Genomic DNA, 13053 nt, shown 5'->3' with positions numbered 1-13053 from the left:
TCACTCTTGGTTGTTGTTCTGACACGTTGATACCTTACAAAAAATAAACAAATAAAATCTGTCGGATTATACGATATTTATAGCTAAAAATAAAATGTACTCAATATAGCCTAGTGTTTAGGACGAATATCAATGGCAGGATCGTCATCTTTACGATATTTTTCATCAATTCGTTTTTGCAATCCAAAGTCATTTTTATCCGATTCGTTAGAAAATAAATCTTCTGTTTGCGTTAATTGAGGATTTTGAATTCCTATCCAATTTGCAATCCCTTCTAAGAAATTTAAACCTGATTTAAACACCTTATATTCTTTGCGTTCCATATCATCTGATGAAATTTTGAATAGCGGAATATTATGGTGCTCTCGGCTGAAACAGTTTTGATTGAACAAAAGTATATTGTTTTTTTCATCTTGTTGGTGGCACAAACCGTGATCTGAGAAATAAATCATTGAAAAAGTGCGGTGATTTTTCTTCACGTTTTCTTCAAGCTGATCATATACACGTTTTAAAAATTCGTCAGTTTTCTTAATAGATGAAACATAGCAATTTAAATAACCATATCTCGGATTAAGATCTTTATCATCAAAGATTTTTGGATAATCTTCGATACGATCGCAAGCCATTGGGTGTGAACCATAAATATGCAACACAATAAAACGTTTTCCTTGAACAGAATTTTCTAATACTTGGGCGAATTTGGGTAATAAATCAAAGTCACTAAAGTTAGTCGAATTAAAGCTTCCGCCTTTTTTCAAGAAAAAGGTTTCATCAGATTTTGAAGCGAGGGATGAAACGGGCGTATCGAATTTACCGAGCATACCTTGATTAGAAAGCCAATAAGTTTTCACGCCTGCAGATTTGATGAGATCTACTAAACTCAAACTGTAATTGGGTTCCCATTTTTCTTTGTCTGGAAAGGTTAGCATTAAACGAAGTGAGGCGACGGTATTTGTTCCTGCTGAACGAAAACCATCAATCAACGTGCCTTTAGCGTTAGACATAAAGGGGGTGTTTTCTATTGGATAACCGTAGGCATGGTGGTAATCTTTCCGCGCACTTTCTCCGAGTACAATTACATAATCATCATAGCGTGAATTTTCTAATGTTGATTTTCCCCAGTTATCAGATTGAGAGATTTGTTTTAGTTTTTGTACTTCATCTACAATTTTTAATGTGGAACTTACCGTTTCTTTAATCGGTTCAGCAAGCGGCATGTTGTAAGCAAAAAGCAATGTCGCCAAGGCAATAAATGTTTTATTACGATAAAATTTTATGCCAAATTTCACCGCACTTTTGTACTGAAGAAAAATCAAAATAGGAATGGCGAAAGCAATTAAGTAACTACTCACTGGAATTTGCAATAGAAATTCCTTCGTTTCCAATATATCTGTCGCGAAAAGCGAGGCGATATATTGATAGCTTGGAGGACCAAAATTTAGCCCCGTAGGTGTATAAAAAGCATGCAGTAACGTAAGAGGTAGCAAAATAAAATAGAAGGATTTTTTACTGCTGCTTAATAAGAGAATAGTTATTGTCGCAAGCAGAATAAGATCTACAGTTGGTTCTGTAAACATCCCAGAACCGATTAAAATAAAATAACCCGCGAATGCGGCACAAATCACCGCAAAAAGTGCGGGCAAAATTTGGCTTGTTTTTTTCGTGTTCATCATTGTCTTCCCTGAAAAGAAAATATCGCTATTATCCACCTTTCACTCAGAATTTCCATATTTAACTTCTTCACTCTTGAGCGGTTATTTTATAGAATAAGCCAATTTTTTTAAGCCAGAAGGAAAAAACAATGAGCCAACCAATTTATAAACGTATTTTATTGAAATTAAGCGGTGAAGCATTACAAGGAGAAGATGGTTTTGGTATAGATCCTGCGATTCTCGATCGTATGGCTGTTGAAATTAAAGAATTAGTGGAGATGGGTGTGGAAGTTGGCGTCGTTCTTGGTGGCGGCAACTTATTCCGTGGTGCAAAACTAGCAAAAGCGGGAATGAATCGCGTGGTGGGCGATCATATGGGAATGCTTGCTACGGTGATGAATGGTTTGGCAATGCGTGATTCTTTATTCCGTGCTGATGTGAACGCAAAATTAATGTCCGCTTTCCAATTAAATGGTATTTGCGATACTTATAACTGGTCTGAAGCAATCAAAATGTTACGCGAAAAACGCATAGTCATTTTCTCTGCGGGAACGGGAAATCCATTCTTTACCACTGATTCTACCGCTTGTTTGCGTGGTATTGAAATTGAAGCTGATGTTGTGTTGAAAGCGACTAAAGTTGATGGTGTGTATGATTGTGATCCAGCGAAAAATCCTGATGCAAAACTTTATAAAAATTTAACTTATGCAGAAGTGATCGATAAAGAATTAAAAGTGATGGACTTATCGGCGTTTACTTTAGCTCGCGATCATGGCATGCCGATTAGAGTGTTCAATATGGGTAAACCTGGGGCATTACGTCAAGTAGTGACAGGTACTGAAGAAGGTACCACTATTTGTTAGTGAATGTTGAAAAGAATAATATTAAAGAAAATACATAATTAAATTAAGGACTAAACTTTTAATTCATTGAGTTTAGTCTTTTTAATTTAAATAAAGCATTACGGCAGGAATGAAAGTTTTCGTAAATTCTGTTTAGTCTTCATAGTTGGATTATTTAGATATAAAAATCTGCACTCTAATAAGTGAGAAAGTTAATCAAACTTTTAGAATGCAGATTAATTTTTATAAAAAGTCAGTTTAGGCTACAGTGAGTTGTCCCGCATATAAAACAAAGAAACGTAAACAGAATACCCCAATTAAGTCAAAAATTGACACCAAGATAATAAAGTTACGATTGTATTTTAAACGGTCATTAACAAACATATTGGCGATTAATGGGATCAAGATACCGATAATCAATACTCCAACCCAGAATATCGCTCCCCAAAAACCAGATAAGGCATTATGTAAGGCAACTGTTTTTTGTCCGCCACCAAAATGTAAGCCAACGAAGAAACACACAAGCAAACCAAGTTCTGTCACCATAATTGGCACTTCAAATTTGTGGATGAAGTGCGATTCGTGAGAATCACCTTTTAGTTTTCCTGCAATTAAGATAATTAAGAAGGTTGCAGCAATACCAGATGATGTGCCAGAGGCTAAGAATAATGCGGGTAATACTGGGTTATTCAACATTGGATAGCTAATCAATGCAGAAAGTAAGAACCCTGTGTATGCACCAAGCACTGCAGCCAATATGAAAAGAATAACTTCGACTGGACTTGCAATACGTTCTGCAATACCGATGAGTTTCATCACAAATTGCAGTTTTGGTATAAAGCGATTAATTAATGCTTCGATTTCTTTTTTGAAAATCACTACACCCCAAATTACTAAAAATAACATATAGATTTGGAATAGCATGACCCCCATCGACATTACGGAGTTGAATTGATAGTTAAACATCAATTTCCAGAATGTCCAAGGTCGAGTCAAGTGGAAAATTAATAGCGTTAAACCAATTAATGTTGGCACAGATCCTAAAATTACCCCAGATCGAATAATCCAGTTTTGGCTTAGATTTTCTAGTTTATTACTGCGTTTATAGGCAATTGCTAACTGTACTGCACCAGATGAGATCCCCAATAAAAACAAGTAGATCGCAATGGTATAATCCCACACTAGATTAGGCGTATGAAATGGAACTGGATAATCTAACGTCATCTTCTAGGCTCCCCATGTTGGAATGGAATGTGATATAAGTTTGGTTGTGTACCTAATTCCACTTTAGTGCGATAAACTGATTTTTCTTTCACTTTACGTGAAACTGCACTTGTTGGATCATTCATATCCCCAAAGGTTAATGCTTTGGTTGGGCAAGCTTCCACACAAGCCGGTTGTTTACCATTGGCTAAATTTGTATCTCGGCAGAAGTTACATTTATCTGCGGTACGATGTACTGGATGAATAAAACGTACACGATATGGGCAAACTGCTATACAGTATTGGCAGCCTACGCATAAATCTTTATGTACATCTACAATGCCAGTCTCTTTATCAATAAAAGATGCGCCAGTTGGACAAACTGCTACGCAAGGTGCATTTGTACAATGTTGGCAAGATTGACGGAAGAACTCGTATTCTTGATTTGGAAATTCCCCATAAGGTTCACTACGTAGAATCTCTAAGCGAGAAACGCCTTCTGGCACTTGGTTTACATCACGACAGGCGTCCATACAGGCTGTACAGCCGATACACGCATTTTCATCATGTATCATTGCGTAACGTTTAGGTTTATCTGCCTTGTTTTCTTTTGCAAAAGCAGGTAAAGATGTCCCTGTCATAAGGATCATTGCCCCCATGCCAGAAACAAAGTTTCGGCGTGAGCAGACTGTCATTGTTTATCCTTTTGTTCGGTTAGTTTATCTTGTTCAGCTTTACGTTTTTGTTGTTTGCCATGGCAATCTACGCAAAGTTTAACGCGTTGTTTTGGTTGAATACCTTTCATTGCGTCTTCTTTAGGATGAAGAGTATGGCAACTTGCGCAAGGCAATTTCATTGCGTGTACATCATGAGCCCATAATTTTTCACGAAGTTTGTCAGGTTGATGGCAAGCAAAACAAACTTGGTTTTGTTCTTGAACTGAATACATCGGTTTTTTATTACCGAAAATATCCCCTTCAAAACGCATAACATCTTTAGCACCACGACGGTGATTTTCAGAAATGTTACCGTGACAGCTTACACAAGTAATTGCTTTACCGTTATTTGGATTTTTCTTATCTAAATGTGCGCCGTGAAATTTACCAAAGTGGAGTTCGCCACCAGACTGTTCTAGCGTTTGGTTCTTATCTACCTTGTCGAATTTATGGCATTTAGCACAATATTGATTTGGATTGCGTAGGTTATCTAATTGCGGTTCATAAGTAACATGATCCGCAGGTTTTTGTGCATCATCGGCATAAGCCAAAAATGGCAATGCTACAAATGCCGCACTTAACGCTAACGCTTTTGCAGATTTGTTGATTAAAGAAGTTAAATTCATTTGGGTTACCTCAAATTTGACCTTGAAAATCACCGCACTTTCCAGTTTGCACTAAAAAGTGCGGTGCATTTTTCATTTATTTTTGTGCTGGTGGATCAACTAATAAGCCTTTTTCTCTAGCTTGTTGTTCCCATTGTGGTACCACAGTTTTTAAGAATTCTTCTTTCGCTTTACGTTCTTTTTCAATATCAATACCCATTACTTTCCACGCTTTATCAGCAGTTGAAATATCTGGGATTTGAACTGGAGTTTTCACACCGCGTTTAGTTAAGATTACAGCAAGTTTAGTACGTGCGTCTGCTACTTTATCTAAGCCAGAAGCTAATACACGAAGTACTACTTCAGGCGCATGCATATGACCACCATGGCTTGCAGCAGTGTAATCCCAACGCCATTGAGCATGACGAATATCCATTAATGCTGCTTCCATTTCTTCTTTAGTTGCACCTGCGTCCCAAGCCTCTTTTGCTTCAAAGTGAGCTTTGACAACTTGGTCTTCTAAACGACCCATTACATCTTTCACTTCTTTTTTACGTGAAGTAACAATATCGCGTAATTTTTCTTTGCTTTGATCGTGACAATTTGCACAAGTGCTGTCAAATGCCTCAAATGGATTTTGAATTTGGTGATCGGTGTAAACTTTACCGTCCGCACCTTGTACTTTTGGCATATGGCAATCTACACAAGTTACCCCATTTTTACCGTGCATACCTAAAGACCAAATTTCAAAGTCAGGGTGTTGTGCTTTTAACATTGGTGCTTTAGAAAGTGAGTGAGTCCAGTCAGTGAAACCAATATCATCATAATATTTTTCAATATCATCTACGGTTTGACCATTATCCCAAGGGAAAGTTACTTGCTTGATGTCCCCTGCAAAATAGTATTCAACGTGGCAGTTTGCGCAAATTTCTGCACGTTTTTCAGTACGCGCCGCCGTGTTGAAGCTTAAATTGTTGTGTGGGCGACCTTCTGCTTTATCTTTTTCAGCAGTGGCTTTTTCTAAAGCATCAAGGGCGCGTAATACGTGTGGACGAGCAATACGTAATGCTGGTTTGCCTTCTGCAAAATCTTTAGAGGTTGTGTCGTGACAGTCAGCACAGCCAATTGAGTTCACGATTTCAGGCCCTCCCTTTGCCCATTTCGCATTGAAATAATCTTTCTCACCCCATTCCGCGATTAAACGTGGAACATCAGGACCTTTACATGTCCAACATGCCATAGCTTGAGGGCCATCATTTGCAGTTTTTGGCGCACCTGTACGTAAAATATTACGCACATCTGTTACCGCATAAAAGTGACCGCGTGGTGCGTTATATTCTTTTGCAAATGCATAACCACCCCAAAGTACGATTAGGCGCGGATTTTCTTCATCAGCATAAATAATGTTTTCGCCATCGCCGTTTGCTGTAGAACGCCAGCTGTTATATTGATTTGGATATTTTTCTGCAAATTTTTCATTTACAGATTCAATTTTCAAATCAGGTTTTGCGGGTTCAACAGGTTGTTCTAATGGCTTATATACAAGCTCAGCAGTAGCTGAGTTAAATAAGCTTAAACTCGCGAAAGACGCTGCCACAATAAGGCTTTTTTTGAATGCGTTCACGATAATTACTCCATTTGTTGTAATAAAAAGGTTAAGTAGAAAGTTGAGAATTATTATTAATATCCACACAAAACGTAGATATATATTTTCATTCAAGCGTAAGATACCAAAAGAAAAAAGTTTTTCTACTCGCAGAATGCTAAAGTTTGAGCTTGATCAAGCTTATCTTTTAAAATACCAAAAAAGAGGTATATTGTTGTTTTGAATAAATTAAGGCGGTATAAAACCGCCTTAATTTTGAGTATTATTATCATTAGTATTGACTAATAATATTTGCTATTCTTTTATCTGATATTTGATATTTCGTACCTAATTGTTGTGCAAATAAACTTACGCGCAATTCCTCGATCATATAGCGAATTTCTGCTACTTCATCGGAAATAGGTTTAGATTTTGGCAGTTTAGCCAGTAATTGTTGGTAAGCCTGTTGTACTTGCTCTACGCGTAACATCGCAGCACGATCACGGTTTACATCTTGAGCCAACTTATCAATACGTTTATCAACGGCTTGCAGATAACGTTGTAAATCTGGTAGGCGATCATAACTGCTCTTTTGCACAAAACCTTGATACACCAAACCTGCAAGTTGCGATTTGATGTCGGATAATGCAAATGCCATCGTGAAATCCATTTTGCCTTTAAGGCGTTGGTTTAAGGCGTGATTAAGAGATAAGATTTGCTCCACTTTCTGTGCAATATCCACGGTCACTTCGTTAAGATTCTCTCGAACAAAATCACGCAATTTTTCAAAGCCTGCTTCATCCCAAACAAAACCGCCAAAATCGGCAATCAGTTTATCCACCGCACAAGCGATGCAGTCATCAATCAAATCCAACACACGACCGAACGGGGTAAAATACAGTCCCAATTTGGCTTTATTCGGCAGTTTCTCGTGCAGATATTTAATTGGTGATGGCACATTGAGTAACAACAAACGACGTAAACCTTGTTGCATTGCTACAGCTTGCTCAAACTCTGTTTCAAACAGTTTTATACCTACAGCATCTTTTTCATCTACGATAGCTGGGAATGCTTTGACGCTAAAACCACGTTGTTTTTGTTCGTAACATTGTGGTAAATCTGCAAAGCTCCAAATATGTAGTCCGCTTTGTTCAATGCCATCATCTGCCACAGCAGAAATGCTTTCTTGCACACGATCTTTTAAACTAAATTTCAGCTCGTCCAAATTCATGGATTCGGCAATTTTCTTGTCGTTTTCATCCACCACGCGAAATGTCATTTTTAAATGGCTTGGAATTTGTTCCCAATTCCACTGTTCCGCCTCAACGGTAACGCCTGTCATACGACGCAATTCATAAATTAGCGTATCCAATAGTGGTTTTTCCAACGGCACGGCTCGACTTAAAAAAGCTTGAGCATAATTAGGTGCAGGCACAAAGTTACGGCGATAAGATTTCGGCAGAGATTTAATCAACGCAATCACCAATTCTTCACGCAAGCCTGGAATTTGCCAATCAAAGCCGGTCATTTCCACTTGATTGAGCAACGGCAACGGAATATGAACCGTCACGCCGTCCGCATCAGTACCTGGTTCAAATTGATACGTCAGTTTGAGTTTCAAATTATCTTGATGCCAGAAATTCGGGAAATCCAACTTGCTTACTTGTTCCGCATCATCATTAATCAAGAATGAGCGTTTAAAATTAAGCAATTCTGGATCTTTTTGCTGTGCCTTTTTCCACCACGTATCAAAATGTTTTTGGGAAACTACTTCCGTGCCAATACGCTGATCGTAAAATTCAAAAAGTGTGCGGTCGTCCACTAAAATATCACGGCGGCGACTTTTGTGTTCCAACTCCTCCACTTCTCGAAGGAGTCGTTGATTTTCTTTGAAGAATTTATGTTTGGTATTCCAATCCCCTTCCACCAAAGCAGATTGAATAAAGATCTCACGGCTCACCGTTGGGTCAATAGCACCGTAATTCACTGGTCGCGCAGCCACAATCGGCACACCGTAAAGCGTCACTTTTTCATCTGCGATCACGGCACTACGAGATTTCGACCAACGCGGTTCGGAATAGGATTTTTTTGTTAAATGCTCGGCGAGCGGCTCAATCCATTCTGGCTCAATTTCTGCCACCATACGCCCCCAAAGTTTGGAAGTTTCCACTAATTCTGTTGCCATTACCCATTTCGGTTGTTTTTTGAAAAGCACGGAATTAGGGAAAATCGCAAAATGGGCATTACGTGTGCCAAGATATTGTTGTTTTTCCTCTTCTTTTAAACCGATATGAGAAAGCAAACCGCTTAAAAGTGCGGTATGAATTTGCTGATATTCTGCTTTTTCGGAATTAATCGGTAAGCCCATTTCACGCACGGTTAAACGAATTTGATGATAAATATCCTGCCATTCACGAATACGTAAATAATTTAAGAAATCTTTTTGGCATTGGCGTCGGAATTGGTTTTTACTCAATTCTTTTTGTTGTTCTTGTACATAACGCCAAAGATTTAAAAACGCCAAGAAATCTGATTTTTTATCGGCAAAACGGCGATGTTTTTCATCGGAAGCTTGTTGTGTTTCTTGTGGACGCTCGCGAGGATCTTGAATGGATAACGCAGAAACGATGATCATCACTTCATGCAACGCACCTTGTGAGACAGCAGTCAGCAACATCTTCGCCAAACGTGGATCCACAGGGAGTTGCGATAATTGACGACCAGCAGCCGTTAATTGACGTTTTTCGCCTGCTTTGGTGCGAACCATTTCAAACGCACCTAATTCTTCCAACAGTTTTATCCCATCTTGAATATGGCGTTTATCTGGCGCATCAACAAATGGGAACGCTTCAATATCATCCAAACCCAATGCTGTCATTTGCAAAATAACGGAGGCTAAATTGGTGCGTAAAATTTCAGGATCGGTAAACTCCGGACGAGAATTAAAATCCTCTTCCGAATATAAACGAATACAAATCCCTTCACTCACACGACCACAACGACCTTTACGCTGATTAGCAGATGCCTGTGAAATGGGTTCAATCGGTAAACGTTGTACTTTGGTGCGATAGCTATAACGAGAAATTCGCGCAATACCTGGGTCAATCACATACTTAATGCCAGGCACAGTCAATGAGGTTTCTGCGACATTGGTGGCTAATACAATGCGATTTAAACCGCTTGGATGGAAAATTTTATTTTGTTCTTGCGCAGACAATCGAGCAAAGAGCGGTAGAATTTCCGTGTGTTTTAGATTTTGTTTTTGTAAAGCTTCGGCGGTATCGCGAATTTCACGCTCACCGTTCATAAAAATCAAAATATCGCCCCGACCTTCCGCTTGCAGTTCATCCACCGCATTAAGAATGCCTTGTAGCTGATCTTGATCATCTTCCTCTGCAATAGGACGATAACGCACTTCCACAGGATAGGTTCTGCCCGAAACTTCAATGATCGGGGCATTATTGAAATGTTTGGAAAAACGTTCCACATCAATGGTCGCAGACGTGATGATAAGTTTTAAATCACGACGACGTGGTAAAAGCTGTTTCAGATAACCGAGAATAAAATCGTTGTTTAGGCTACGTTCATGGGCTTCATCGATAATCAAACAAGAATATTGATTGAGAAAACGATCGTTTTGAATTTCTGCAAGCAGAATCCCGTCCGTCATCAATTTGATTTGCGTATCATCACTGATTTGATCGTTAAAACGAACCTTATAACCGACTAAACCGCCAAGCTCCGTTTTCAGTTCTTCCGCAATACGTGCCGCCACCGAACGAGCGGCAATACGGCGAGGCTGAGTATGACCAATCATACCCAGATTGCCGAAACCTAATTCCAAACACATTTTCGGTAATTGAGTGGTTTTACCTGAACCTGTTTCCCCTGCAACTACGATGACTTGATGCTCAGAAAGCAGTTTTTGAATTTCTGCTTTGCGTTGGCTAACGGGCAGGCTTTCTGGAAAAACGATAGGATTTTCTACCGCACTTTTCCGTTGTTCTACACGTAATCTTGCTTGTTCAATTTGCTGTTGGATTTCATCTGCAACGGCTTGTTGTGCCTCTAGGTTTTTAATCTTACCGATGCCATGGATGCGGGCAGATAAACGGCGTTGATCCACCAGCATAATATCGTTGAGTTTTGAAAAGAGAGATTGTTGTATCGGATTTAATTCACGTTTGACTGATTTGTTCTTCATACTGATTTACTTTTAAAACCACCGTAAGCCAAGCAAAGCCAACCAATTAAAAATAACGTTCCGCCAATTGGTGTTACCCAAACTAGGAACTTGCCTGCACCAAGCGTAAGTACATAAAGGCTGCCACTAAAAAGAAGGATGCCGTACGTCCAAGCCCCTGCAGCAAAATTAGCCATTTTGTTTGTAACCAATGCTTCACGGCATAATTGCAAAATGCCAATCGCTAAAATCGCAATGGTGTGGAACATTTGATATTTCACACCAGTTTCAACCCACGCTAATTCTTTAGGTTCTAAAACTTTACTTAATCCATGTGCCGCAAAAGCACCAATTGTCACACATAAAAAACCGCTTAATCCCGCGATAAATAACCATTTGTTTTTCATTTAAATTTTCCCTAAAAATAAAGCTAATATCCCTGCAGCAATAAGGGGACCAACAGGAATTCCACCCAAAAATGCTACACCAATAATTGTGCCGATAAGCAAGCCAGTGACTAAAATCGGTTGTTCGCCCATTAAAGGCACACCTTTGCCAGCAAGCCATGCCACAAGCACTCCAACTGCAATAGAAAGAGCCATTTTCCAACTAAGAAAACCTGATAAATCAGGCAACTGAATTTTCCCTGAAACTAAGGGGCTTAAAACCCCAATGGTTAAAATAATGATACCAATTTTAACGCCATATTTTTCGAGCAAAGGAATGTGAGAAGATAAAAAAGTTTGCTGCATAATAAGTAATACAGCGGCAGAGATGGTAATTGTGCTATTGTTGCTTAATACGCCAAGAATAAGAAGTATAACTAGTAATAGAGCAATAGTATTGAATTGTAATGTCATAAAGTGCGGTTAAAAAAATGGAAATTTTGATAAATATTCTAGCATAGAAATTCGTAAAATTATTTTCCATTGTTGTTGAGAAAAAGATGAATAGGGAAGTTAAAAAGGGTTCATAATGAACCCTTTTATTTAGTCGGTAAAATTCTTAAATAATTTATTCTTCAAATTTACCTTTTTTTTCTTTATTGATGGTGCATTTCGCACTAGCCCAAATTGCAAACAATACACCCACTACCCAAATCGCATATAACATTCTATTTCTCCTTAGTATAATGAGTGTTTATTTTTATCAATGAAATTAGCATCTAAACGACCAAACATTTTTGAGTAAGACCAAATAGTATAAGCTAAGGCAATGACCACAAAAACAACTGCAAAAATCAGCATTAATGTTAATGTTAATTCACTTGAAGTTGAATCCCACATTAATAAACTTTGTTCAGGATGTGAACTTGAAGGCATCACAAATGGGAACATTGATACTGCAGCAGTAATAATCACTCCAGCCATTGTTAATGCAGAGAAGAAAAATGCAAAACCACAACGATTAGCTTTAGAAAATGCGGCGTTTAATAATGCAGCAACTACAGCTAACGCAGGGAAAATCCAAAGAATTGGCATTTCATTGAAATTTCTAAACCACGCGCCAGTTTCTACAGCAACTTCTTTATTCATTGGAGACGATGGAGCGAAATGATCGATAGTGCTAGTAACTACATAACCATCTTTAGAATATAACCATACGCCAGCTAATACGAATGCAATTAAAGTCACAATAGAACCAATTTGACTTACTGAACGAGCCCGATCACGTAAGACTTCAGTGGTTTTCATTTGTAACCAGTTTGCGCCGTGAGTGACAAGCATTGATAAGCTAATAACACCACATAATAATGCGAATGGATTTAATAGCTCAAAAAATGAACCTGTATAAGTCACTTGAGTCAATTCGTTAAAATGGAATGGAACGCCTTGTAATAAATTACCAAAAGCCACGCCAAATACTAATGCTGGTACAAAACCACCTGCGAATAATCCCCAGTCCCAAACAGAACGCCAAGTTGGATTATCAATTTTTGCACGATATTCAAAACCCAATGGGCGTAAGAATAACGCTGCCAAGACTAATACTAATGCAATGTAGAAACCAGAGAAGGATACTGCATATACAATTGGCCACGCAGCAAATACCGCACCGCCTGCAGTTAATAACCAAACTTGGTTACCATCCCAATGGGGAGCAATAGTGTTGATCATAATGCGGCGTTCCACTTCTTTTTTACCTATTACTGGTAAAAGTGCGGTCACGCCCATATCAAATCCATCAGTTACAGAGAAACCAATCAATAATACAACAACTAACACCCACCAAATAAAACGTAGAAATTCATAATCAATCATAATTTA

The 13053-nt window shown here is 38.5% G+C and carries 10 protein-coding genes; 1 reads left to right on the top strand and 9 read right to left on the bottom strand.

Annotation, left to right across the window (positions count from 1 at the left end; translation table 11 throughout):
* Positions 1 to 110: 110 nt before the first annotated feature.
* Positions 111 to 1670: a phosphoethanolamine transferase gene (locus ACPT8O_RS08475; protein WP_041175403.1), complete on the bottom strand. Its 1560-nt coding sequence runs from the start codon at positions 1668 to 1670 to the stop codon at positions 111 to 113.
* A 131-nt stretch (positions 1671 to 1801) separates the two neighbouring features.
* Between ACPT8O_RS08475 and pyrH the strand changes: the two genes are divergently transcribed.
* Positions 1802 to 2515, top strand: a complete 714-nt coding sequence (gene pyrH / locus ACPT8O_RS08470) for a UMP kinase (RefSeq protein WP_005662848.1) — start codon at positions 1802 to 1804, stop codon at positions 2513 to 2515.
* A 237-nt stretch (positions 2516 to 2752) separates the two neighbouring features.
* Here pyrH and nrfD read toward each other — a convergent pair whose 3' ends face one another.
* The 8 genes from nrfD to cydB form a co-directional block, all read right to left on the bottom strand.
* The gene (nrfD, locus tag ACPT8O_RS08465; RefSeq protein WP_005669842.1) at positions 2753 to 3718 is read right to left on the bottom strand and encodes a cytochrome c nitrite reductase subunit NrfD; all 966 of its coding nucleotides are present in this window, start codon (positions 3716 to 3718) and stop codon (positions 2753 to 2755) included.
* A complete protein-coding gene (gene nrfC, locus ACPT8O_RS08460; protein WP_021034896.1) occupies positions 3715 to 4392 on the bottom strand; it encodes a cytochrome c nitrite reductase Fe-S protein in 678 nt (225 codons plus the stop codon). Before nrfC ends, nrfD begins: the two co-directional genes overlap by 4 nt.
* The gene (nrfB, locus tag ACPT8O_RS08455; RefSeq protein WP_021034897.1) at positions 4389 to 5039 is read right to left on the bottom strand and encodes a cytochrome c nitrite reductase pentaheme subunit; all 651 of its coding nucleotides are present in this window, start codon (positions 5037 to 5039) and stop codon (positions 4389 to 4391) included. The genes nrfC and nrfB overlap by 4 nt, the downstream gene beginning before the upstream one ends.
* A 76-nt stretch (positions 5040 to 5115) precedes the next feature.
* Complete coding sequence (gene nrfA, locus ACPT8O_RS08450) at positions 5116 to 6642, bottom strand: ammonia-forming nitrite reductase cytochrome c552 subunit (RefSeq protein ID WP_005662840.1); 1527 nt, start codon at positions 6640 to 6642, stop codon at positions 5116 to 5118.
* A 253-nt stretch (positions 6643 to 6895) separates the two neighbouring features.
* The gene (gene hrpA / locus ACPT8O_RS08445; protein ID WP_021034899.1) at positions 6896 to 10807 is read right to left on the bottom strand and encodes an ATP-dependent RNA helicase HrpA; all 3912 of its coding nucleotides are present in this window, start codon (positions 10805 to 10807) and stop codon (positions 6896 to 6898) included.
* Positions 10804 to 11193 carry a DUF423 domain-containing protein gene (locus tag ACPT8O_RS08440; RefSeq protein ID WP_021034900.1) on the bottom strand — a complete coding sequence of 130 codons (390 nt, stop codon included), beginning with the start codon at positions 11191 to 11193 and terminating at the stop codon, positions 10804 to 10806. Before ACPT8O_RS08440 ends, hrpA begins: the two co-directional genes overlap by 4 nt.
* The gene (locus ACPT8O_RS08435) at positions 11194 to 11646 is read right to left on the bottom strand and encodes a DUF441 domain-containing protein (protein ID WP_005690764.1); all 453 of its coding nucleotides are present in this window, start codon (positions 11644 to 11646) and stop codon (positions 11194 to 11196) included.
* 264 nt (positions 11647 to 11910) lie between these two features.
* On the bottom strand, positions 11911 to 13047 hold the full coding sequence (gene cydB, locus ACPT8O_RS08430; RefSeq protein ID WP_021034903.1) for a cytochrome d ubiquinol oxidase subunit II: 1137 nt from the start codon (positions 13045 to 13047) through the stop codon (positions 11911 to 11913).
* Between the last annotated feature and the right edge of the window lie 6 nt (positions 13048 to 13053).

Origin of the sequence: Haemophilus sp. HN_Hi08 (assembly GCF_049824455.1) — a bacterium.
In the GTDB taxonomy this organism is placed as follows: domain Bacteria; phylum Pseudomonadota; class Gammaproteobacteria; order Enterobacterales; family Pasteurellaceae; genus Haemophilus; species Haemophilus influenzae_D.
This window is presented reverse-complemented; position numbering and strand designations above follow the sequence as displayed.